The organism is Mesorhizobium sp. ESP-6-4 (genome assembly GCF_020164735.1).
Lineage (GTDB): Bacteria > Pseudomonadota > Alphaproteobacteria > Rhizobiales > Rhizobiaceae > Mesorhizobium.
In genome coordinates, this window is sequence record NZ_JAIUGS010000013.1 from 86087 (window position 1) to 107673 (window position 21587).

The 21587-nt window shown below is 63.7% G+C and carries 20 protein-coding genes; 14 read left to right on the forward strand and 6 right to left on the reverse strand.

The features are described 5' to 3' along the window. Positions 1 to 110 precede the first annotated feature (110 nt). Positions 111 to 818 (reverse strand): sensor histidine kinase, encoded by a 708-nt coding sequence (locus LB523_RS21305; protein WP_224606681.1) that lies wholly within the window; start codon positions 816 to 818, stop codon positions 111 to 113. A 222-nt stretch (positions 819 to 1040) separates the two neighbouring features. Between LB523_RS21305 and LB523_RS21310 the strand changes: the two genes are divergently transcribed. The 3 genes from LB523_RS21310 to LB523_RS21320 all read left to right on the forward strand — a co-directional run bounded on the left by LB523_RS21310 (position 1041) and on the right by LB523_RS21320 (position 2562). Then, a complete protein-coding gene (locus LB523_RS21310) occupies positions 1041 to 1457 on the forward strand; it encodes a hypothetical protein (RefSeq protein ID WP_176477154.1) in 417 nt (138 codons plus the stop codon). A gap of 191 nt (positions 1458 to 1648) precedes the next feature. Next, complete coding sequence (locus LB523_RS21315) at positions 1649 to 2101, forward strand: hypothetical protein (RefSeq protein WP_224606684.1); 453 nt, start codon at positions 1649 to 1651, stop codon at positions 2099 to 2101. Continuing rightward, the gene (locus LB523_RS21320; protein WP_224606687.1) at positions 2101 to 2562 is read left to right on the forward strand and encodes a hypothetical protein; all 462 of its coding nucleotides are present in this window, start codon (positions 2101 to 2103) and stop codon (positions 2560 to 2562) included. Before LB523_RS21315 ends, LB523_RS21320 begins: the two co-directional genes overlap by 1 nt. A 397-nt stretch (positions 2563 to 2959) precedes the next feature. Here the strand turns inward: LB523_RS21320 and LB523_RS21325 are convergent, their stop codons facing one another. Further along, a complete protein-coding gene (locus tag LB523_RS21325; protein ID WP_095769490.1) occupies positions 2960 to 3667 on the reverse strand; it encodes a pyrimidine 5'-nucleotidase in 708 nt (235 codons plus the stop codon). Positions 3668 to 3817: 150 nt separating this feature from the next. Between LB523_RS21325 and LB523_RS21330 the strand changes: the two genes are divergently transcribed. The 3 genes from LB523_RS21330 to LB523_RS21340 all read left to right on the forward strand — a co-directional run bounded on the left by LB523_RS21330 (position 3818) and on the right by LB523_RS21340 (position 6335). Then, positions 3818 to 4579, forward strand: a complete 762-nt coding sequence (locus LB523_RS21330) for a GGDEF domain-containing protein (protein WP_224606757.1) — start codon at positions 3818 to 3820, stop codon at positions 4577 to 4579. A 173-nt stretch (positions 4580 to 4752) separates the two neighbouring features. Next, positions 4753 to 4899 (forward strand): hypothetical protein, encoded by a 147-nt coding sequence (locus LB523_RS21335; protein WP_224606690.1) that lies wholly within the window; start codon positions 4753 to 4755, stop codon positions 4897 to 4899. Beyond that, a complete protein-coding gene (locus tag LB523_RS21340) occupies positions 4896 to 6335 on the forward strand; it encodes a GMC oxidoreductase (RefSeq protein ID WP_224606694.1) in 1440 nt (479 codons plus the stop codon). The genes LB523_RS21335 and LB523_RS21340 overlap by 4 nt, the downstream gene beginning before the upstream one ends. Before the next feature lie 543 nt (positions 6336 to 6878). Here the strand turns inward: LB523_RS21340 and phhA are convergent. Continuing rightward, positions 6879 to 7715 (reverse strand): phenylalanine 4-monooxygenase, encoded by an 837-nt coding sequence (phhA, locus tag LB523_RS21345; protein ID WP_224606698.1) that lies wholly within the window; start codon positions 7713 to 7715, stop codon positions 6879 to 6881. Positions 7716 to 7850: 135 nt separating this feature from the next. On the opposite strand from phhA, the gene LB523_RS21350 reads away from it, so the two are divergent. Beyond that, the gene (locus tag LB523_RS21350; protein WP_095769494.1) at positions 7851 to 8327 is read left to right on the forward strand and encodes an Lrp/AsnC family transcriptional regulator; all 477 of its coding nucleotides are present in this window, start codon (positions 7851 to 7853) and stop codon (positions 8325 to 8327) included. 102 nt (positions 8328 to 8429) lie between these two features. Next, entirely contained in the window at positions 8430 to 9998 is a 1569-nt protein-coding gene (bchE, locus tag LB523_RS21355) for a magnesium-protoporphyrin IX monomethyl ester anaerobic oxidative cyclase (protein ID WP_224606700.1), read from the forward strand. A 43-nt stretch (positions 9999 to 10041) separates the two neighbouring features. Here the strand turns inward: bchE and argB are convergent, their stop codons facing one another. Then, positions 10042 to 10935, reverse strand: a complete 894-nt coding sequence (gene argB, locus LB523_RS21360) for an acetylglutamate kinase (protein ID WP_140845333.1) — start codon at positions 10933 to 10935, stop codon at positions 10042 to 10044. Between the two features lie 1173 nt (positions 10936 to 12108). Here argB and LB523_RS21365 point away from each other — a divergent pair. The 4 genes from LB523_RS21365 to msrB all read left to right on the forward strand — a co-directional run bounded on the left by LB523_RS21365 (position 12109) and on the right by msrB (position 14862). After that, positions 12109 to 12648 carry a sigma-70 family RNA polymerase sigma factor gene (locus LB523_RS21365; protein ID WP_095769497.1) on the forward strand — a complete coding sequence of 180 codons (540 nt, stop codon included), beginning with the start codon at positions 12109 to 12111 and terminating at the stop codon, positions 12646 to 12648. Next, positions 12645 to 13361 carry an anti-sigma factor domain-containing protein gene (locus LB523_RS21370; protein ID WP_224606759.1) on the forward strand — a complete coding sequence of 239 codons (717 nt, stop codon included), beginning with the start codon at positions 12645 to 12647 and terminating at the stop codon, positions 13359 to 13361. Before LB523_RS21365 ends, LB523_RS21370 begins: the two co-directional genes overlap by 4 nt. 206 nt (positions 13362 to 13567) lie before the next feature. Further along, positions 13568 to 14125: a fasciclin domain-containing protein gene (locus LB523_RS21375; protein ID WP_224606703.1), complete on the forward strand. Its 558-nt coding sequence runs from the start codon at positions 13568 to 13570 to the stop codon at positions 14123 to 14125. A gap of 233 nt (positions 14126 to 14358) precedes the next feature. Further along, entirely contained in the window at positions 14359 to 14862 is a 504-nt protein-coding gene (gene msrB / locus LB523_RS21380) for a peptide-methionine (R)-S-oxide reductase MsrB (protein ID WP_140845337.1), read from the forward strand. A gap of 238 nt (positions 14863 to 15100) precedes the next feature. Here msrB and LB523_RS21385 read toward each other — a convergent pair whose 3' ends face one another. Together LB523_RS21385 and LB523_RS21390 are read right to left on the reverse strand one after the other, a co-directional pair. Next, positions 15101 to 16714, reverse strand: coding sequence for a DHA2 family efflux MFS transporter permease subunit (locus tag LB523_RS21385; RefSeq protein WP_224606706.1), 1614 nt, complete (start codon positions 16712 to 16714; stop codon positions 15101 to 15103). Positions 16715 to 16832: 118 nt separating this feature from the next. Beyond that, complete coding sequence (locus LB523_RS21390) at positions 16833 to 18026, reverse strand: HlyD family secretion protein (RefSeq protein WP_224606709.1); 1194 nt, start codon at positions 18024 to 18026, stop codon at positions 16833 to 16835. A 132-nt stretch (positions 18027 to 18158) separates the two neighbouring features. On the opposite strand from LB523_RS21390, the gene LB523_RS21395 reads away from it, so the two are divergent. Beyond that, the gene (locus LB523_RS21395) at positions 18159 to 18857 is read left to right on the forward strand and encodes a TetR/AcrR family transcriptional regulator (RefSeq protein WP_095769503.1); all 699 of its coding nucleotides are present in this window, start codon (positions 18159 to 18161) and stop codon (positions 18855 to 18857) included. A 230-nt stretch (positions 18858 to 19087) separates the two neighbouring features. Beyond that, entirely contained in the window at positions 19088 to 21559 is a 2472-nt protein-coding gene (locus LB523_RS21400; protein ID WP_224606712.1) for a DNA translocase FtsK, read from the forward strand. Positions 21560 to 21587 lie beyond the last annotated feature (28 nt).

Genomic DNA, 21587 nt, shown 5'->3' on the forward strand with positions numbered 1-21587 from the left:
GGACTGTAAGCCACCGCTAATGTCCGGGATGTGCAGCGCTTCACGTAACCCCACCTGACGCCGAAGATGCCGTTTCAGACTTGTTCGCGTCTTGTCGGCCGGACCGCCGATCAGCAGGCCAGAGGCACATCGGCGTAAATGGTGGTCCCCTTGCCCCTGGCGGTTTCAACCGACAATTTGCCACCGACCAGCGCCAGCCGCTCCCTCATTCCGGCAAGGCCCAAATGGCCCGGACCCGGTTCGGCGCTGGCGTCGAAGCCGCGGCCGTCATCCTCGATCGTCAGGCGTATCCGATCGTCCTGGATGTGCGCCGTGACGCTTACGCGGCCCGGCGCGGCATGCTTGCCGATATTGGTGAGCGCTTCCTGCGCAACGCGGTACAAAATGAGCGCGATCTCGGCAGGCGGCGGGCTCGACAGGGCTTCAAGATCCATCTCGCATGCAATGCCAAGTTGACCGCAAAGCATGGTAGCCAGGTCCTCGACCGAAGCTCTGAGTCCTTGGCGATCGAGGTCTGCGGGTCGCAGGCTCCAGGCGGCGTCATGCACCCTGGCACTCAGCTCGTCGATAAGCATCGCGGCGCGCTCGAGGCGGACGTCCATCTCCGGCGAACCGGCGCGAACGATGTGCAATTCGAGCGCGACGCTGGCGAGCAGCTGGCCAAGATCGTCATGCAACTCGCGCGACAGGCGCAGGCGCTGCTCTTCCTGCACGGCAACCAGATGCCGCGCCAGACCACGGCGCTTTCCCGAGCTTTCACCTTTGCCGGTGTCGATGCCACCCTCCACCGTCAACGCCGCGCCCGCGAGGAGAGGCACAAGGGTTGATGCTGCGCGCAATATACACCCAGCATACGCCTTTATGCCTGTCAGTTTTTTCCCGATTGCTTCAACTTTTCCTGACACGGGGTCAGCAGAAAAACCGGCGGCACCTGCCGATCAGCCCGAATTCATGGGCGCTATTTCCGCGTGCATCCTTAGGGCGTCCTCCCGGTCACCTTGAACTGGCCGGGAAGCTCAACACCAACCAAGGAGAACGTCATGAGAAAGATCATCCTGGCCGCGGCCGTGCTGTCGGCTCTGACCGGTTCGGCATCCGCATTTTCGGTCGGTAGCGGCAACGGCAACGGCAACGGCAATGTCGGCGTCGGCAACGGCAATGGCAACGGCAACGCCAACACCGGCGCCTTCAATGGCAACTTCAACGGCAACGGCAATTTCGGCTTCGGCAACGGCAACGGGAACGGCAACGCCAATATGGGCGCCTTCAACGGCAACTATAACGGCAACCTCAATGCCGGCGCCGCCAACGGCAACGGCAACGGCAACGGCAATTTCGGCCTCGGCAACGGCAACCTGAACGGCAACGGGAACTGGGGTATCGGAAACGGAAGCGCCAACGGCAACGGCAACGCCGGTGTCGGCAACGGCAACGGAAACGGCAACGGGAACCACTAGTCCCGCCCAACCGCCGGCGTCGCCAAGCTTCAGTTTGGAAAGACGCTGATGGCTCTGGGACCGTCGAGCCAAGCGCCCGTCCCCCGCGCAAGGCTACCGCGACATGTCGCCGACGGTCCCAGTCCTTTTCGCCCAATCCTTTTTGCAACAGATCCCAATTTCAAAAGCTAAGCCATGGAAGGAGCTCGCAGATGAAACGCTACGTCATACCGGCGCTATGCCTGGGGTTGTTGAGCGCAACCGCGGCGAAGGCTGACACCACGACGGGCAGCCAGGCCTTCGGCATGTCGGCCGTCCAGGGAGCGGTCGGCAAATACGGCCAATCCATCGGCGCGAACGTCAGGGGCATGAACCCGCTCGGCAATTTCGGCGGCAATGTCGGCTACAAGAACAGCGGTACGGGCAATGTCGGCGCCTTCAACAGCGGCACCGGCAATGTCGGCGCTTTCAACGGCAACAACAACACCTCGCCGACAAGCGGCAACGGCAACATTGGCGCCTTCAACGGCAACTCCAACACCGGCCAATATAACGGCAACAGCAACATCGGTGCCGGCAATGGCAACTTCAACGGCGGCAACTTCGACGGAAACGGCAATGTCGGCGCCTTCAACGGCAACTCCAACGGCCGGGGAAACCGCTGATGACTGGCTTGAGCTCATCCACCCGGCCTCGCAGGCGCCGGGTGGCGGCGAGGCTGCTTGACGGCAACCGCCTCGCGCTGGGCACGCTGCTTGCCGCGTTCCTGGCCGCCGACGCCTCGACCCTGGTCAGGATTGCCGAGCTTCCAATCGGGGCCGGTGTCGCAAACGGTCTTGGCGATACCGGAAATTTCAACGGCAACGGAAATTCCGGCAACTTCAACGGCAATGGCAACAGCGGCAATTTCAACGGCAACGGCAATGCCGGAAGTTTCAGCGGCAACTTCAATGGCGGCAGCTTCAACGGCAACGCCAATTGCGGCAATGGCCACGGCAATGGCTATGCGTCGGACGGTAATGGCAACAGTACGAGAGCAGCAGGCAATCCGGACCTGTGCCGGTTTTTGAAGGAGCTGAACGGCCGACTGGGACTGCCGCCCGGCACGATTCCGGATTTCGATTAGAGCAATTCCAGGAAAGTGCGCAGCGGTCTTCCGCCCGGAATTGCGTTTCGCCGTTTCCGTGAGACGGCCCTAGGTCTTCGATACAAGGTCGCAGGCCTAGGCCAGATATTCACCGCCCATTTCCGAAATCAGCGCAAACGCCGGCGATTGGCTGAAGTCGCCCGAACCTCGTCATTCCAGGGCGGAGCAGCCGCGAAGCGGCGTCGCGGAGACCCTGGAATCCATTCCGTGACCCTGATCAAAGAGTGCAGTGGAGCAGAATTCTGCGGCAGCGCTCATACGTCACGGAATGGATCCTCGGGTCTACGCGCGTCGCTTCGCTCCTTGCTCCGCCCGTGGATGACGATCGCGATGGGCGTTTCGGCCAATCGCCGAGGCATGCCTAGGCAAACACCGTTCAAGCCACGACGTCGACGATCGCGGTCAGGAAGCCCGCGAGGTCGTCGGTGACGAAATCGACGTCGTCCTCGTTTGCGGGGTCGCGTTCCCAGATCTCCGAGAAGGTCGGCTCGAAATTGCGCGGCACCACCAGCACGGTCGTCATGCCGAGCGTTTTCGGCACGGCCAGATTGCGCGCCAGATCCTCGAACATCACCGCATTGTGCCCGGTCACCGAGTGCAATTCGGCAAAACGCTCATAGGTCTGGCGCTCCGGCTTGGGGCTCAGCCCCGCCGCCACGATGTCGAAGATGGCGTCGAAATGTTCCAGTATGCCGAGCTGGCGCGCGGTGCGTTCGGCGTGCCTGCGGTCGCCATTGGTGAAGATGAACTTGCGCCCGGGAAGCTGGCGGATCGCCGCGCCCAGCACCGGATCCGGCACCAGCCGCGAATAGTCGATGTCGTGCACCTTCTCGAGGAAATCGTCGGGATCGATGCCGTGCCGCTTCATCAGCCCGTTCAGCGTCGTGCCGTATTCCAGGTAGAGCTCCTTCTGCAGCTTGCGCGCGTCGTCGCGCGAAAGCGTCAGCAGCTCGCCGACATAGGCGGTCATCTTCACGTCGATCTGCGCGAACAGGTTCGAGTGATGCGGATAGAGCGTGTTGTCGAGGTCGAATACCCAGTCCGTGACATGGGCGAAGCGGGCGGGATCGGGTGTCGTTGTCATGGGTTTCTTATGGCATGCCGACGCTGGATTTATCCACAACTTATGCGCGTCACGAAATGTGAAAATGGCGCCTCGCTTCAAATTTTAAAAGTCCTGGAAAGGTCGCCTTTAACGCTTGCTGGCACACAAGCTGACCCTTGGGAGCAAGTGATGAGTCGCATAATTTTGAGGGCCGCTGCCGTGGCGTTCGCTTCGGTCGCTGCCTCGCTGTTGTTGACGCTGATTGTGATGCCGGCGATGGGCTTTCCGATGAGCCGCACGGTCTGGCTGGCGTCGACGGTTTGTCCGCTCGTGCTCGCCTGGGCCGCCAGCGCCAGCAGCTTCTGGCAGAGCGATCGGTTGCAGAACGCTCATCGCGAGCTTGCCCGGGCTCACGCGCAGCTCGCGGCGGCGCACAGGCGCCTGTCGGAAAAGGCAAGCCGGGACGACATGACCGGCATGCTCAACCGCGAGACCTTTTTCGCCGCGCTCGACGGTTCGCGGCGCAAGAGCGATCGCGGCGCGCTCCTCATCATCGACGCCGATCACTTCAAGAGGATCAATGACAGTTATGGTCATCTGACCGGAGACGAAGCGCTGCTTTTGATCGCCGGCGCCATCGAACGCGGCATTCGCAGCGGCGATCTGCTCGGCCGCATCGGCGGCGAGGAATTCGCGGCTTTCCTGGTTGGCGCCAGCGAACCGGAAGCCAAGCATATCGCCGAACGCATCCGCCGCGAGGTCGAGCTGATCCGTTTCCGCCCGGTCGACGAGCGGACCGTGCCGCTCACGGTTTCGATCGGCGGGGTCTGCTGCGGCGAGAGCGCGACCGTATCCGATTTGATGCGCGCCGCCGACCGCAGGCTTTACGAAGCCAAGAGCCGCGGCCGCAATCTTTCGATCCTCGACCGCGAATTGCCCGAGGCGGCATGAAGCCTCGCCGCAGGCGTTAGGAATGCCCTAACCATGTCCATATTCAACCGCGCTAAACTTCCTGGTGTAACGCCGTTTTCACCTGGGTCTGGCACGGAATTGGCCTCCCAGGCGGCACATGTGCCGTTGAGGAACGGCATGCGTGGATCGAGGCCCCAGTCGAGAGCAGGTTCATGAGAAAAATGTCGCGCCGCGCGATCGTGCACGCGCTGATCGCGCTGCCTGCCCTGTCGCTGTTCCGCAGCCAGCAACCCCTGGTCGATGCCGATGATATCGTCGAGATCAATGGCTGGATCCTGCGGCGAAGCGACCTCGCATGATCTTCGACAGCTACGAGGCCTACAAGCAGGCCGGCTTCAGACCCAAAGCCTGCATTCTCGGCTCCGGCCCGGCCGGCACGACGATCGCCAGGAAGCTCGGCGCAGCCGGCATCCCGGTGGTCGTGCTGGAGGCGGGTTCGCGCGAGTTCAGCGATGAGTCGCAGGATTTCTACCGCGGCAAGACGGTTGGCGATTTCTATTTCGACCTCGACATCACCAGGCTGCGCTTCATGGGCGGCTCGTCCAATCACTGGGCCGGCTGGTGCCGCGTGCTCGACAAACAGGACTTCGAGCCCAAGGCCTGGGCGCCGGACACCGGCTGGCCGATCGGCCGCGCCGACATCGAGCCCTATCTTGGCGAAGTTCACGATATCCTCGAGCTGCCCGATTTCCGTCCCGACGTCCCGGTTTCGGACGACATCCGCTGGGTTCAATTGATCAAGAGCCCGGCGGTTCGCTTCGGCGAGAAGTTCGCCGACGAGCTCGACAAGAGCAGGAACATCGCCGTCGTGCTCAATACCTACGCGACCGAGCTCACCGGCGACGGCAAGCGCGTCACCGGCGCGAAGCTCTGGTCGAACGGCCAGGATGCCGGCACCTTCGCGGCGGATTATTTCGTCACCTGCACCGGCGGGCTGGAGAACTCGCGGCTGCTGTTGTGGTCGAATGAGCGCTCGAATGGCGGCGTGGTGCCGAACGCGGCGGCGCTCGGCCGTTACTGGATGGAGCATCCGACCTTCCAGGGCGGCAATGCCATCCTCGCCAATTACTCGGAGTTCGAGGTCGACGCCTCGAAAGAAGCCTTCTTCTCGCCGACGCTTGCCGCGATGGAGCGGCTGCAGATCATGAATTTCGGTATCCGCCTGATCGAGAGCCCCTATCCCAATGTCAAAAAATTGATCGCCGATCTCGCCTGCACGGCGCCCAATATGGCGGAATGGATGTCTTCCCAGCTGGACCAGAGGCTGCACTGCGCCGCCCAGCTTTACGTCGCCTGGGAACAGGCGCCGCTTGCCTCCAACCAGATCGCGCTGTCGAAGTCCGATGTCGACCACGCCGGCGTGCCGCGCATCGAATTGCACTGGAAGAAATCGCCGCTCGAGCGCCGCACGCTGCTCGAAGGCCTCAGGCTTTTCGGCACGACCATGGCGCAGAAGAATCTCGGCCGCGTCCGCATCGACGACTGGATCGGCAATGGCGGCGATTACCCGACCAATGAGGAAACGGCCGGCCACCACCATATGGGCGGCACCCGCATGGGCACCGACGTCTTGAAGAGCGTCGTCGACGCCAATTGCAAGGTGCATGGCATGGACAATCTCTATGTCGGCGGCTCGTCGGTGTTCTGCACGTCGGGCCAGTGCAATCCGACGACGACCATCACCGCGCTCGCCTGCCGCCTCGGCGAGCATCTGGGCAAGCTGATCGTCGTCTGATCTCGACCGTGCTGCGCATTCATCAATGCGGCACATGCCCTGCAGAGCGAGCAGCTGGCCAGGATCAAGCCCGAGCCTGACAAGGCATAGCCAGAGGATCAGCGCAGGATTTTGAAAAATTGCCGTTTATCGACGGGCACGATTTTCACCGTTTCTTTCGGTGACGTTGGCGATTGGCGGAAGCCTTCCAACCTCGTCATTCCAGGGCGGAGCAGCCGCGAAGCGGCGTCGCGGAGACCCTGGAATACATTCCGTGGCTCTGATCAAAGAGTGCAGCTGAGCAGAATTCTGCACCGCGGCAGCGCTCATGCGACACGGAATGGATCCTCGGGTCTGCGCGCGTCGCTTCGCTCCTTGCTCCGCCCGTGGATGACGACTGGGTGGGCGTTTCGGCTACCGCCAAGGCATGGCATCTGCCAACGCAAACATAGCCAACCGGTCAAAATCCCTGTGCTGGGGAACTAATTGCAAAAAGGCACAAAGCGGCCCAGCCGCCTGTCGGCAGCTGAACCGCGCTGAATGTCGGTTGGGCGAAAACCGACCTCAGATTGTTGACGGGTCGAGCGCCGGCTGGCCCTTGAACCGCGCCACGATGCCGGCGAGGTCGCCATGGGCGAAAGCATCGCGCAGCGCATCGAAGGACGGCAGCACGAAATAGACGCGCTGGAACTTGTCGATCTCATAGCCGGTGCGCATCACCGTCTCGAGGTCAAACGGCACATGGTGCGCGTCCTTGCTCTCGACCGCGAATTGCAGCTCGGTGAAGGACGACATCAGCCCGGCGCCGAAAGCTTTCAACGGCTGGCCGGCTTCCTGGATGAGGCCGTATTCGGCGCTGTACCAGTAAAGCCTCGTGATCATCTCGTCGCCGCCGAGCGCGATCAGATCTTCCGCCTTCCGGCCATACATCTGCATGAAATCGGCGAACACCGGCTGGGTCAGGATCGGCACATGGCCAAAGAAATCGTGGAACATGTCCGGCTCGACGATGTAGTCGAGCTCTTTCTTCGTCCGCAGCCAATTGGTCACCGGGAAGCGCCGATTGGCGAGATGATCGAAGAAGGGGCCGGCCGGAATGAGGCCGGGCACCGCAACGATCTCCCAACCCGTCAGCTTGGCAAGCTTTTCGCTGACGGCATCGAAATCCGGAATCCTGTCGAGCAGGCCGAGCGCCGCGACGCCGTCCAGATACGAGTGGTGCGCGAGCTTCCGCGTCAGCTTCGTCTGGCGGTCGCAGAGCGTGCGCCACACCGCCTGCTCCTCGGCGGAGTAGCCGTAGCCCTGCGCCACGGTGAAATCGCTGCGGCAGACCGAATAGTCGCCCCGCAGACCCTGCGCCGCGCATTCGGCGGCATAATCGGCAACGCTGATCGTCATCATATCCTCCTCAAGATCGTGATCGGCGGATCGTGAAGGGGAGTTTAGAAGCGACCGCTGAGGCAAATCAGCTTTGTTTATGGCACCCTAGCTGTTTTGGGGGTAAAAACGCTCAGTTCAACGCAAGCCTGAGAAAAAATGCCTCAATTCGACGATTTCGAGATAAGGATGCTCGACATCCTGCAGCGCGACGGCCGCAAGCCCGTCTCGGAGCTGGCGCAAGAGATCGGCCTGTCGACCACGCCTTGCGCGCGCCGCTTCGAGGCCCTGCAGGAAGCCGGTATCATCAAGGGCTTTGCCGCCGTGCTCAGCCGCCGCGCCGTGGGCTTGACCGTCGAGGTGTTCATCCAGGTGCGGCTGGTCAGCCACAGCGACGGCTCGCCCGAAAGCTTCATCGCCGCCGTGCAGCGCATGGACGAGGTCTCGTCCTGCTGGACGATGACAGGCGATTACGATTTCCTGCTGCATGTCTTGGTGCCGTCGGTGGACGACTTGAACGCCTTCGTCATGCACCGGCTGATGCGTCTGCCCGGCGTGCGCGACGTCCATACGCAACTGGTGCTGCAGAACATCAAAGGACCCGGCCACGTGCCGCTCAGCCATCTACGGCGCTGATCCGGTCAAATCTGGCGAAAAGCTGCGTGGAAACTGCTGAACCGCGCCAAGGCGGCTTCGGCATTTGTCATTAGCACAAGCGGACCAATATGGAGGTCCGCCTTGAACATCGTGCTTATCAATCCGCCGCACACCGCCATCGGCAGCCGTGTGCCCGACGACCACCTGCCGCCGCTCGGTCTTTTGGCGATCGGCGGGCCGCTGATCGATTCCGGCCATCAGGTACGCCTGGTCGACGCCGAGTTCGGTCCGATGCCACTTGCGGCGGTGGTGGACGAGGCGCTGCGCGGCGATCCGGATTTCGTGCTGATCGGCCATTCCGGCTCGACCTCGGCGCATCCGACCGCCTTGAAGATCGCCGAAATGATCAAGGCCCGCGCGCCGGGCGTCGTTGTCATCTATGGCGGTGTCTTCCCGACCTATCACTGGCGCGATATCCTCGCAGCGACCGACGTCTTCGATTTCATCGTGCGCGGCGAAGGCGAGGCGACCGCGACGGCGCTGGTCGAGGCAATCGAGATGCGCCAGCCGGTGGCAAGCGTCGCCGGCATCGCCTATCGCGACGATTTCGGCGGTCCTGTCGCGACGCAGGCGGCGATGACCATCGCCGACCTCGATGCCTGGCGGGTCGGCTGGGAGCTGATCGATCACCGCCGCTACTCCTATTGGGGCGGCAAGCGGGCCGTGGTCATGCAGTTCTCGCGCGGCTGCCCGCATCTGTGCAACTATTGCGGCCAGCGCGGTTTCTGGACCCGCTGGCGCCACCGCGACCCGGTCAAATTCGCCAGGGAGATTGCCCGGCTCTATCGCGAGCACGGCGTCGAGCTGATCAATCTGGCCGACGAGAACCCGACTTCCTCGAAAAAGGCCTGGCGCGCCTTTCTCGACGCCATGATCGCCGAGAACGTGCCGGTGCTGATCGTCGGCTCGACCCGCGCCGACGATATCGTGCGCGATGCCGATATCCTGCATCTTTATCGCAGGGCCGGCGTCATCCGCTGGCTGCTCGGCATGGAGAACACCGACGAGCAGACGCTGTCGCTGATCCGCAAGGGCGGCAGCACGAAGTCCGACCGCGAGGCGATCCGGCTGCTCAGGCGGCACGGCATCCTGTCGATGGCGACCTGGGTCGCCGGCTTCGAGGACGAGACCTTGCGCGATCTCTGGCGTGGCTTTCGCCAGCTCATCGCCTATGACCCCGACCAAATCCAGGCGCTCTATGTCACGCCGCGTCGCTGGACGCCGTTCTTCCGCATCGCCAAGGACCGCAAGGTGATCCAGCAGGATGTGCGCCTGTGGGATTACAAGCACCAGGTTCTGCACATGACCAGGCTGAAACCCTGGATGCTGTTCTTCGCCGTCAAGCTGATCGAGGTGGCGGTGCAGTCGCGGCCGAAGGCGCTGGCGCGCATCCTGTTCCACCCCGATCCCGAGCAGCGCCATTCGATGCGCTGGTACACGAAGATGGGCCGCCGCGTCTGGTTCCGCGAGGTCTGGGGATTTCTGGTCCGCGACGGCCGCATCACGGATGGGCCGACATTAGCCGAATTCTGGGGCGCGCCGCAGGACGCCGAGGAGGAATCGATGATCGTCGGGCGTCAGCCACGCAAGTCCGTCGCGCCGGTCATTGAAGATCGAGGCGCGCCGGCGACAAGAAAGTTAGCCGGCTGACATGGCGGCTCACCATTGCATGGAAATGGTGAACTTGCCTTCCTTACGGAACGATCAGCGTGCCGGCGCCGTGCTCGGTAAACAGCTCCAGCAGCACCGAATGCGGCGTCTTGCCGTTGAGGATGACGACGCCTTCGACGCCGCGCTCGATCGCCTCGATGCAAGTCTCGACCTTCGGGATCATGCCGCCCGACACCGTGCCGTCCTTGATCAGCGCCCTGGCCTCGGCGACGGTCAGCTCGTCGATCAGCTTCTTGTTCTTGTCGAGGACGCCCGGCACGTCGGTGAGGAAGAGCAGGCGCGAGGCGCGGCAGGCGCCGGCGATGGCGCCGGCAAAGGTGTCGGCATTGATGTTGTAGGTGTGGCCGTCGCGGCCGGGCGCCACCGGTGCCAGCACCGGGATCATTTCCGAGCGCGCCAGAAGGTCGAGCAGCGTGCGGTCGACCTCGACCGGCTCGCCGACGAAGCCGAGATCGAGCACCCGCTCGATGTTGGAATCCGGATCGACCATGGTCTTGCGCGCCTTTTCGGCGAACACCATGTTGCCGTCCTTGCCGCAGAGCCCGATCGCCCACTCGCCCTCGGCGTTGATCAGCGCCACGATCTCCTTGTTGATCGAGCCCGCCAGCACCATCTCGACGATCTCGACCGTCTTCTGGTCGGTGACGCGCAGGCCGCCCTCGAACTTGGATTCGATGCCCATCTTGGTGAGCATCGCGCCGATCTGCGGCCCACCGCCATGCACGACGATCGGATTGACGCCGGATTGTTTCAACAGCGCGATGTCGCGGGCGAACGCCTTGCCGAGCTCCGTATCGCCCATGGCATGCCCGCCATATTTCACCACCACCGTCTTGTTCTCGTAGCGCTGCATATAAGGCAGCGCGCGAGAGAGCAGCGCGGCCTGCATTTCGGCGTTGGCGGCGATGTCCGTCATCGGTATCGATCCCAGCTAGCGTGAATGGCGGCCTCTTAGCTGGAATTGCCGCAGGTCGCAAACGGCTTTGCGGTCACAATAACGATATCTGCCAGTTCCCCAGCACACGGATTTTGACCGGCCGGCTGCCTTTGCGTTGCAAGCGGCATGCCTTGGAGACTCGCCGAAACGGCCCTGCCTCGTCATCCACGGGCGGAGCAAGGAGCGTAACGACGCGCGCAGACCCGAGGATCCAATTCCGTAACGTCCGAGCGCCGCCGCGGTGCAGAATTCTGCTCCGCTGCACTTTTGACTAAGGTCACGGAATGGATTCCAGGGTCTTCGCGACGCCGCTTCGCGGCTGCTTCGCCCTTGAATGACGAGGTTGGAAGGGCTTCAGCAATCGCCGGCGTTTGCGCTGGTTTCACCGACACAATGACGAAATCTGCTAGCTCCCAGCACAGTAATTTTGCCCGGGGTAGGCCGTGTTGGTGTTGGCAGGCGGCATGCCTTGGAGATTGGCCGAAACGGCCCAACCTCGTCATCCACGGGCGGAGCAAGGAGCGAAGCGACGCGCGCAAACCCGAGGATCCATTCCGTAACGTCCGAGCGCCGCTGCAGTGCAGAATTCTGCTCCGCTGCACTTTTGACTAAGGTCACGGAATGGATTCCAGGGTCTTCGCGACGCCGCTGCGCGGCTGCTCCGCCCTGGAATGACGAGGTTGGGAGGCTTCAGACAATCGCCGGCGTTTGCGCTGGTTTCACCGACACAATGACGAAATCTGCTAGCTCCCAGCACAGTAATTTTGCCCGGGGCAGGCCGTGTTTATGTTGGCAGGCGGCATGCCTTGGAGATTGGCCGAAACGGCCCAACCTCTTCATCCACGGGCTGAGCAAGGAGCGACGCGACGCGCGCAGACCCGAGGATCCATTCCGTAACGTCCGAGCGCTGCCGCGGTGCAGAATTCTGCTCCGCTGCACTTTTGACTAAGGTCACGGAATGGATTCCAGGGTCTTCGCGACGCCGCTGCGCGGCTGCTCCGCCCTGGAATGACGAGGTTGGGAGGCTTCAGCCCGCCGCTTCAGCCGTCCTGAAAGCTTCTCCATCGAGCCGCGTAGGATCGGCCCGTGGCCGCTGGTGGACAACGCTTCCGCCGCCGTTGCAATTAGATCGCAATCTTCTAATTTGCCTGCATGGCGCCGCAGGATATCAGCAAGCTGATCGTCCGGACTTCGATGAAGGACCGGGCGGCGTTCGATCTGCTCTACAAGCAGACCAGCGGGAAACTTTTCGGCGTCTGCCTTCGTGTCTTGAGGGACCGGGGTGATGCGGAAGAAGCGCTGCAGGAGGTCTTCGTCAAAATCTGGACGAAGGCGGATCGTTTCGCGGTTTCCGATTTGAGCCCGATTTCCTGGCTGGTGGCCGTTGCGCGCAATCATGCGATCGATCGCATCCGGTCGCGGCGCAGTCCTTCTGCCAACATCGATACGGCCCTCGACGTCGCCGATCCGGCGCCGGGACCCGAGGCCATGGCTGTGGCGGGCGGCGAGACCGAACGCATCTACCATTGCCTCGACGAACTGGAGCAAGACCGGGCGGCAGCCGTCCGGGGCGCCTATCTGGGCGGCGAGAGCTATGCCGAGCTGGCGGAGCGCTTCAAGGTTCCGCTGAACACGATGCGGACCTGGCTGCGGCGAAGCCTGCTGAAACTGAGAGAATGCCTGGAAAGATGACGCTGGCAGAGGACAACGGACCGGAACGTGGAGGCGACGACCTGCTCGCCGCCGAATATGTTCTCGGTGTCCTGGCAGCCGACGAGCGCCAGATCGCTTCCCGTCGCATCGATGCCGAGGCGTCGTTCGCCCGCCTGGTCGACGCCTGGGAAGCCCATTTCGCGCCCATGGCCGCCGCCTATGCCGCGGTCGAGCCGCCGGCTTCCGTGAAAGTGGCAATCGACCGCCGCCTGTTCGCGTCGTCCGCGTCCACGGCGCCCAGCGGCGGCCTGTGGGCGAGCCTCGCCTTCTGGCGCGGCCTCGCCGCCGCGGCCATCGCCGCTTTGGCCGTCTATGTCGCCCTGCCTTACGTCAGGCCGCCGGTCCAGCCGCCCGAGACCAGGCTGGTCGCCTCTCTGGCCGCCGACAACAGCAACGTCAAATATCTTGCGGTCTATGACGCCGCCCGCCATGAGGTCGGCCTGTCGCTGGTCTCCGGCGACCGCGGCGCCGGCAAGGATTTCGAGCTGTGGATGATCGAGGGCAAGAACGCGCCGGTTTCGATGGGTGTCATCCCCGCCGGCCCGACCGCGCGCATGGCGGTCACGCCGGCCGTCCAGCGGAAGCTGGCGCAAGGCGCCGTGCTCGCCGTCAGCCTCGAGCCCTCTGGCGGTTCGCCGACCGGCCAGCCTACCGGTCCGGTCGTCGCCGCGGGTGACCTGAAGGGCATCTGACCCTGGTCAGCCGGTTACCGAAGACTAACTGAAGTCTATATCCTGCCCTTTCTAGGCGGGAAAATTTCGCTGCCGCCATCAGTGACGCAGACGCAATAAAGCACCGGAATAAAAAATCGCGCCCTTCGTGAAACTAACGTTTTTCGGACCCGTATCTCCTCGCGTTCCCAAGGACGGGAAGAAAATAACCCGAGGAGACTGACACCATGCGTAAACTCGCTACCCTTTTGCTTGCCGCTACACTTGGTCTTTCGGCGCTCGGCGCCGTTGCCTACGCTGCCAATCCGATGGTCGGCGGCGCGCCGATGTATGCCAAGAAGAACATCATCGAGAATGCCGTCAATTCGAAGGACCACACCACGCTGGTCGCCGCCGTCAAGGCCGCCGGCCTGGTCGACACGCTGCAGGGCGCCGGCCCCTTCACCGTCTTCGCGCCGACCAACGAGGCCTTCGCGGCGCTGCCCGCCGGCACGGTCGACACGCTGCTCAAGCCCGAGAACAAGGACAAGCTGACGAAGGTGCTGACCTGCCATGTCGTCGCCGCCAAGGCGCTGGCCGCCGACGTCGCCAAGATGGCCAAGGCCGATGGCGGCGCCCACCAGGTCAAGACGGTCGGCGGCTGCGAGCTGACGCTGAAGGCGGAGAAGGGCAAGGTCACCGTCACCGACGAGAACGGCAACGTTGCCCATGTCACCATCGCCGATGTCCGCCAGTCGAACGGCGTCATCCATGTCATCGACAAGGTTCTCTTGCCGAAGATGTAACAAAGCGGGCCTGGCCGGCGAAGACATGGCTGAGCGCTGGCCGTATCATTCAAGATCCGCGCCGCCGGCAGGGGTGTGCTCCGCGTCCGTCCCGCAAGGGCGGCGCGGAGCAGCATCCGGAGCGTTCCAGGAAGGTTCTGTCCGGAATTGCTCGAACGAAGAGATGGGGCGTCACCGGCTTTTGATTTCCGGCCTGGGCTCTATCTTGGCAAAATGCGTCAGGAGGAACGGCCATGAACCGTCGCGATTTTCTCTGGAGCGGGGCCGCCGCCACCGCTCTCATCGTCGGGTCCGCAGCGATGCTGCGTGCCGGCGGACCGAAGCCCGCTCTCGCCGCCGAGACGTTCGAAATCACCAAGACCGATGCCGAATGGCACGCCATCCTTTCGGACGAGGCCTTCGATGTGCTGCGCAAGCAAGGCACCGAATATCCCGGCACCAGCCCGCTGCTCAACGAGCATCGCAAGGGCATCTTCGCCTGTGCCGGCTGCGACCTGCCGGTCTATTCGTCGGAGACCAAATTCGATTCCGGCACCGGCTGGCCGAGCTTCTGGCAGGAAATCCCCAACGCCATTGGCAAGACCGAGGACCGCTCGCTCGGCATGACCCGCACCGAGGTCCATTGCCGGCGCTGCGGCGGTCATCTCGGCCATGTCTTCGATGACGGCCCGCCGCCCACCGGCCTGCGCCACTGCATCAACGGCGTGGCGCTGAGCTTCAAGCCGGCTTCAGCCTGAGGTGGGTTGAGATTCAGGTGAGGCCGGCCTGCAAATGGCGGCTTCCTGCGCTTCCGGTGCTCACGTACGGAAAGTACGCTCCGCTCCGGTTCTCGGAACCACCATTTTCGACTCGGCCTGACCTGAATCTCAACCCACCTTGGAGCCACTTTCAATCTCTCCAAAAAGAATGACCCCGGAAATCGTCACCGATTTCCGGGGTCACGCGTTGAGGACGCCAGGCGGGGGTTCCGGCTCCTCAATGGCCTCCGCCGCCACCGCCGCCCTGCGGGGCCGGCTTGTTGATGAACAGCACGAAAAATCCGAGCGAGGCGAACAGGACCGTCAGCATCATGAACACATCCATGAAGGACAAAAGCGCCGCCTGCTGGTGCACCATGCCGGACAGTTTCGAGACCGCAGCGCTCGCGGCGTCGAGACCGGCGGTCTGCTCGAAATTCTGCGTCATGTTCTGCAGCTTGGTCTGCGCCGCCTCGCTGCCCCACTGCACATGCTCGGAGAGCCGCGCATAGTGAAAGGCGTTGCGGTCGATCAGCACCGTGTTGATCACCGCGAGGCCGACGGCGCCGCCGAGGTTGCGGGTCAGGTTGAACAGGCCTGACGCATTCTTCAGCCGTTCCGGCGGCAGCGTGCCGAGCGCGATGTTGTTGATCGGCACCATGCACAGCATCATCGAGCAGCCGCGCAGGATCTGCGGGATCAACAGCTCATAGAAATCCCAGTCGGCGGTAAGATGCGTCATCCACCAGGTGCCGGTGGCGAAGCCGACGAAGCCGATCATCATCATCAGCCTGAGGTCGATCTTGTTCGACAGGATGCCGGCAACGGGCGCGGTGAAGAACATCGCCAGGCCGCTGACGAACAGCGCCTCGCCGATCATCATCGAATCGTAGCCGCGGATACGCCCCAGGAACACCGGATAGAGATAGGTGAGCCCGTAGAGGCCGATGCCGACGACGAAGGAGAACAGCGAGCCGAAGGCGAAGTTGACGTTGCTGAAGGCCCTGAGGTCGACAATCGGCTCCTCGGCGGTGAAGACGCGCCAGAAGAAGATGACGCCGCCGATGGTCATGATGATGGCGCAGGCGAACACCGCCGGCTCCTGCAGCCAGTCGTGGTTCGGGCCTTCCTCCAGCACATATTCCATGCAGCCGAGGAAAGCGGCCATGCCGACCAGACCCCACCAGTCGAACTTGGAGAACAGTTTCAGGTTGGGCTTGTCGAAATCGATCAGCGACCAGGCCGCCGTCGCCACCAGGATGCCGGGCACGACGTTGATCAGGAACAGCCAGTGCCAGGACATGGCGTGGCTGATATAGCCGCCCACCGTCGGGCCGATCGTCGGCGCCAGCGTCGCTACCAGGCCGATCATCGGCGAGACGACGGCGCGCTTGGAAGGCGGGAAGATAGTGAAGGCGGCCGCGAAGACGCTGGGGATCATGCCGCCGCCGATAAAGCCCTGGATGGCGCGGTAGACGATCATCTGGTCGATATTGGTGGCGGTCGCGGCGAGCGCGCTGGCCGCGGTGAAGCCGGCCGCCGCGGTGGTGAACAGCACGCGCGTCGACAGCATGCGGCTGAGGAAGCCGGACAGCGGGATCATCACCACCTCGGCGATCAGGTAGGCGGTCTGCACCCACGGGATCTCGTCGGAGCTGGCGCTCAGGCCCGCCTGGATTTCCGAGAGTGAGGCCGAGACGATCTGGATGTCCAGGATCGCCATGAACATGCCGAACACCATCGCCAGGAAGGCGACGACGCGGCGCACAGGCATATGGTCCGCGGACAGGGCCGGCGCGGCAGCGACCGGACGTCCGGGCGTTGATCCTGCGGTGATGGTTGCGGTTGCCATGTCATGGCCTCCCTGGGCAATTCCCGGGACAAGCGCGTGGCGGTCCCGAATTGCGTCGAAAACGATAAGGCAGGCTGGACGGCCCGGCGCTCAATCGGCCGCCGGGCCGCCCCCCCAATCAGTTGGTCGTCGAAGCCGGCGCGGTGCGGCTGTCGACCGCGACGACGACGCTCAGCCCGGCGCGCAGCTTGCCGGCCTTCAGCACGTCGGCCGGCACGTCGATGCGCACGGGCACGCGCTGCACCACCTTGGTGAAGTTGCCGGTGGCGTTTTCCGGCGGCAGCAGCGAGAACACCGCGCCCGAAGCCGGCGCCAGCGAGGAAACCGTGCCTTCGAAGGTCTGGCCGTCGATAGCGTCGACGGTGATGCGGACCTTCTCGCCAGGCATCATCCGGCCGAGCTGCGTCTCCTTGAAGTTGCCGACGATGTAGAGCTTGTCCATCGGCACGACGACGGCGAGCTTCTGGCCGGGGCTGACGAGATCACCCTGCTCGACCGAGCGGTTGCCGACGACGCCGTCATAGGGCGCCTTCAGCACGGTGAAGGACAGATCGCGCAGGGCCTTGTCGCGGGTGAGTTGCAGCGAGGCGAGCGTCGAGGCCGACTCGGCGCGCTGCGCTTCCAGCACGCCGATATTGGCCTGCGCCGCCGCGATCTGCGCATCGGCGCCGACAAGCGCCGCCTTGGCCTGGTCGAGCGCGGTCTGGGCGTCGTCGAGCTGGGCCTGCGTGCCGACATGGGTCTTGACGAGTTGCGCCGCCCGCAGCTGGGCGCGCGCCGCATTGTCGGCGGCGGCCTGGTCCGCGACCTTCTGCGCCTGGGCCTGCGACAGCGAAGCCTGGGCCGCCTTGGTCTGGGCGTCGATGCGGTCGAGCGTCTTGCTCAAGGTGGCGATCTGCGCCTCGGCCTGCGCCACGGCGATCTTGTAGTCGCCATTGTCGATGACGAACAGAGGATCGCCGGCCTTCACCTGCTGGTTCTCGCTCACCAGCACCTTGTCGATATAACCGGATATTTTCGGCGACACGAACGACATGTCGGCCTGGACATAGGCGTCGTCGGTGGAGATCATGAACCGTCCGTCGGTCCAATAGTTATACCCATACCAGGAACCGGCGCCGAGCAGGGCAAGCCCGATGATCGGTAACAGGAAAGAGCGGACAGAGCGCTGCTTCTTGGCGGGTGCTTCAGCCGCCGGCGTCGCAACGGGAGCGGCGGGCTGGACAGGAACTTCCGGCGCTTCGGTCGAAGGCTGGACCTTGGCGTTGGGAAAAGAGCGGACTTCGGCGGTGGCGGGCGCGTTCGAGGACATAGCGATCTCTCTGGATGTCAGTCATACTGAACCGTTCGGTTCGAATTGGAGATTGACATAGCGCGGAAAGAGGACCATATCAAGAGGAAATCGAACCGAGCGGTTCGAAATATTTTTCAAGGAACGACTTCCATGGTCGACACGACAGCCGATAGCGATCTGCTCGACTTACGCAAGGGCCGCCCGGCGGCCGGGCAGGATCCCGTAAAACGGGCCCAGATCATCGAGGGCGCCCGCCGCGTCTTTATAGACAAGGGTTTTGAAGCGGCCTCGATGAACGACATCACGCGCGAGGCCGGCGTCTCCAAGGGCACGATCTACGTCTATTTTCAAAACAAGGAAGAGCTGTTCGAGGCGCTCATCGAGGAAGAGCGCGGCACCATCTTCAAGAACATGTATGAAGTGCTCGACCATTTCGACGACCTGCGCAAGACGCTGGTGAAGTTCGGCACCGTGCTTTCGCTGAAGATCACCTCGGCCAAGGTCATCCAGGCCCAGCGCACCGTGGTCGGCGCGGCCGATCGGATTCCGGAACTTGGCGCGCGCTTCTACGAACGCGGCCCCAAGCGCGGCCACGACAAGGTGATGGCCTTCCTCAACGAAGCCGTCGAACGCGGCCTGCTTCAGATCGCCGACGTCGACCTTGCCGCCTACCAGTTCACCGAGCTTTGCCTCGCCGGCCTGTTCCGCCAGTGCATCTTTTCCTATCGCACGAAAGCGCCGAGCCAGGCGGAGATCGAGCACGTCGTGACGTCCGGCGTCGAAGTGTTTCTCAAGGCCTATGCCACGGAAAAATTCTTCGCCGAGGAACGGGCGTTACAATCGGCCTGACCGTTCGGGCATGCGGATTCCGGAGCGCAAAGGGCGAAGCTGAAGGGGTCGCTAGGCGTCGCCGCGAAATCCATCGGTGCGGTCCGCCTCGACCGCGAAGACCGGCCTGAAGATCCCCCTCTCAAAATATCGATCGGCATCGTCCGGCAGGCGCTTTCGGAAGGACCTGTTAACCATCGCTTCCTATGTCTCGGGAGACGTTCAATCGGCGAGTCTCGAGTATGACATCCATGCGTTTCCCCCGTGCCAATCATCCCGGCGCCTCAGCCCACGACAGCGACGACGAACATCGCAATCCGCGGGAAACCGGGCGCCATGGCGCGGTCCCGCAAGCAGGGCAGGTCGTGCCGCTGCGAGTCCTGCCCGGGGCCGAATCGACCGCCGCTCGTAACGCATCGCCCGAATCGGCCGGCGATTCGGCCGGCGACGATTTCGGCCTCCCCGCCTGGCAGAACTATTTCTTCCTTGCGCCCAATGTGCGTTTCACGCGCACGCCGGACACCGACCTCGCCAGGCGGGCCGCTCCGCCGGAGGATGCCGCTCAGAGCAAGGCATCCGCGGCCGAGCCCGTCCGGCCTGCGCCTCCGGCTCCGCCGCCAGCCGCTCCGGTCCGGAAAAGTTCCGCCGCTCCCGCCTCGGCGCCGATGCAAACCGGGTCGATCCGCGCACCAGCCACTGTTGCCCCTGCCATCGTCCCGGCCGCAGCGGCCGCGCCGAGCCAGGCTGCTGCTCCGACACCAAAACCGCGCCTGAGCGGATTGCGCTGGTCCTATCTTTCCGATCATGCCTTTTTCGAGTTCGGCATGCCTTTCCTGGCCGAGCGCCTGGCGCGGGCGCGTCTGAATGAGGCCGGGCAGGCGCCTGCCGTTCCGGCGCAGCCTCTGATGCAGCCGGTGCCGGCGCAGCGTCCGGTCGCGCAACCGGTCCAGCCCCGTGCCGCCTTCCCGGGTGAGGCGACGTCATTTTACCGGGTCATCGAATGGCGCTCCAACACGGCGGAGGCAAGTCCGATCTTGGCGCCCGTGCCGGCTCCGGCGGCCGCCCAACCGGCGCCTGCCAAGCCCATGCCGATCTCCACCCCGGTAAGCGCCAGGAAAGCCAGGCAGGCACCATCGTTGCCCATGGCCGGCGAGGTCGAGCCGCTATCCGCGATGAGCGGCTACGAGCTTCCTTCGGAAGAGCTTTTGCAGATGCCGCCCGAGGGCCAGGGCTTCTACATGTCGCAGGAGCGGATGGAGCAGAATGCCGATCTGCTCGAAAGCGTGTTGGAGGATTTCGGCGTCAAGGGCGAGATCATCCATGTCCGGCCGGGGCCGGTCGTCACGCTCTACGAGTTCGAGCCGGCCCCGGGTGTGAAATCCAGCCGCGTCATCGGGCTCGCCGACGATATCGCCCGCTCCATGTCGGCCGTCTCGGCGCGTGTCGCCGTGGTGCCGGGCCGCAATGTCATCGGCATCGAGCTGCCCAACGAGACGCGCGAGACGGTCTATTTCCGCGAGCTGATCGGCTCGGCCGGCTTCCGCAACACCTCCTGCAAGCTGGCGCTCGGCCTCGGCAAGACGATCGGCGGCGAGCCGGTCATCGCCGAGCTCGCAAAGATGCCGCATCTGTTGGTGGCGGGCACCACCGGCTCCGGCAAGTCGGTCGCCATCAACACCATGATCCTGTCGCTGCTCTTCAGGATGAAACCGCAGGAATGCCGTCTCATCATGGTCGACCCCAAGATGCTGGAGCTCTCCGTCTATGACGGCATCCCGCATCTTCTGACGCCGGTCGTCACCGATCCGAAGAAGGCCGTCACGGCGCTGAAATGGGCGGTGCGCGAGATGGAGGACCGCTACCGCAAGATGGCGCGCCTCGGCGTGCGCAACATCGACGGCTACAACCAGCGCGCGGCAGGCGCCCGCGACAAGGGCGAGGTCGTGACCATGCAGGTGCAGGCCGGCTTCGAGAGAGGCACGGGCGAGCCGCTGTTCGAGGAGCGCGCGATCGACCTGGCTCCGATGCCCTATATCGTCATCATCGTCGACGAGATGGCCGACCTGATGATGGTGGCCGGCAAGGAGATCGAAGGCGCCATCCAGCGGCTGGCGCAGATGGCACGCGCCGCCGGAATCCATCTGATCATGGCGACGCAACGCCCGTCGGTCGATGTCATCACCGGCACGATCAAGGCCAATTTCCCCACCCGCATCTCCTTCCAGGTGACGTCGAAGATCGACAGCCGCACCATCCTCGGCGAGCAGGGCGCCGAGCAGCTGCTCGGCCAGGGCGACATGCTGCACATGGCCGGCGGCGGGCGCATTTCGCGCGTGCATGGCCCCTTCGTTTCCGATGTCGAGGTCGAGCATGTCGTGGCGCATCTGAAGGCGCAGGGACGTCCCGAATATCTCGACACCGTTACCGCCGACGAGGAAGAGGAACAGGAAGCGGCCGACACTGGCCCGGTCTTCGACAAAAGCGCGATGGCCGCGGAGGATGGCGACGCGCTCTATGAGGAAGCCGTCAAAGTGGTCAAGCGCGACAAGAAGTGCTCGACCTCCTACATCCAGCGCCGCCTCGGCGTCGGCTACAATCGCGCCGCCTCGCTGGTCGAGCGCATGGAGAAGGAAGGCCTGGTCGGCGCTCCCAACCATGTCGGCAAGCGCGAGATCCTCAGCGGCCGGCGCGATCGCGAGCCGGAACGCGACGAGATGGATTGATCCTGAGGGATCGGTCCCTGGCGGGCGG

Bases quoted from the DNA above. Each gene is read 5' to 3' on its own strand.
- LB523_RS21310 (WP_176477154.1), top strand. From the start codon at position 1,041: ATGAGAAAGATCATCCTGGCCGCGGCCGTGCTGTCGGCTCTGACCGGT.
- LB523_RS21330 (WP_224606757.1), top strand. From the start codon at position 3,818: ATGAGTCGCATAATTTTGAGGGCCGCTGCCGTGGCGTTCGCTTCGGTC.
- phhA (WP_224606698.1), bottom strand. From the start codon at position 7,715: ATGATGACGATCAGCGTTGCCGATTATGCCGCCGAATGCGCGGCGCAG.
- LB523_RS21315 (WP_224606684.1), top strand. From the start codon at position 1,649: ATGAAACGCTACGTCATACCGGCGCTATGCCTGGGGTTGTTGAGCGCA.
- LB523_RS21370 (WP_224606759.1), top strand. From the start codon at position 12,645: ATGACGCTGGCAGAGGACAACGGACCGGAACGTGGAGGCGACGACCTG.
- LB523_RS21390 (WP_224606709.1), bottom strand. From the start codon at position 18,026: ATGTCCTCGAACGCGCCCGCCACCGCCGAAGTCCGCTCTTTTCCCAAC.
- argB (WP_140845333.1), bottom strand. From the start codon at position 10,935: ATGACGGACATCGCCGCCAACGCCGAAATGCAGGCCGCGCTGCTCTCT.
- LB523_RS21400 (WP_224606712.1), top strand. From the start codon at position 19,088: ATGCGTTTCCCCCGTGCCAATCATCCCGGCGCCTCAGCCCACGACAGC.
- LB523_RS21395 (WP_095769503.1), top strand. From the start codon at position 18,159: ATGGTCGACACGACAGCCGATAGCGATCTGCTCGACTTACGCAAGGGC.
- LB523_RS21325 (WP_095769490.1), bottom strand. From the start codon at position 3,667: ATGACAACGACACCCGATCCCGCCCGCTTCGCCCATGTCACGGACTGG.
- LB523_RS21320 (WP_224606687.1), top strand. From the start codon at position 2,101: ATGACTGGCTTGAGCTCATCCACCCGGCCTCGCAGGCGCCGGGTGGCG.
- msrB (WP_140845337.1), top strand. From the start codon at position 14,359: ATGAACCGTCGCGATTTTCTCTGGAGCGGGGCCGCCGCCACCGCTCTC.
- LB523_RS21350 (WP_095769494.1), top strand. From the start codon at position 7,851: ATGCCTCAATTCGACGATTTCGAGATAAGGATGCTCGACATCCTGCAG.
- LB523_RS21340 (WP_224606694.1), top strand. From the start codon at position 4,896: ATGATCTTCGACAGCTACGAGGCCTACAAGCAGGCCGGCTTCAGACCC.
- LB523_RS21365 (WP_095769497.1), top strand. From the start codon at position 12,109: ATGGCGCCGCAGGATATCAGCAAGCTGATCGTCCGGACTTCGATGAAG.
- LB523_RS21385 (WP_224606706.1), bottom strand. From the start codon at position 16,714: ATGGCAACCGCAACCATCACCGCAGGATCAACGCCCGGACGTCCGGTC.
- LB523_RS21375 (WP_224606703.1), top strand. From the start codon at position 13,568: ATGCGTAAACTCGCTACCCTTTTGCTTGCCGCTACACTTGGTCTTTCG.
- LB523_RS21335 (WP_224606690.1), top strand. From the start codon at position 4,753: ATGAGAAAAATGTCGCGCCGCGCGATCGTGCACGCGCTGATCGCGCTG.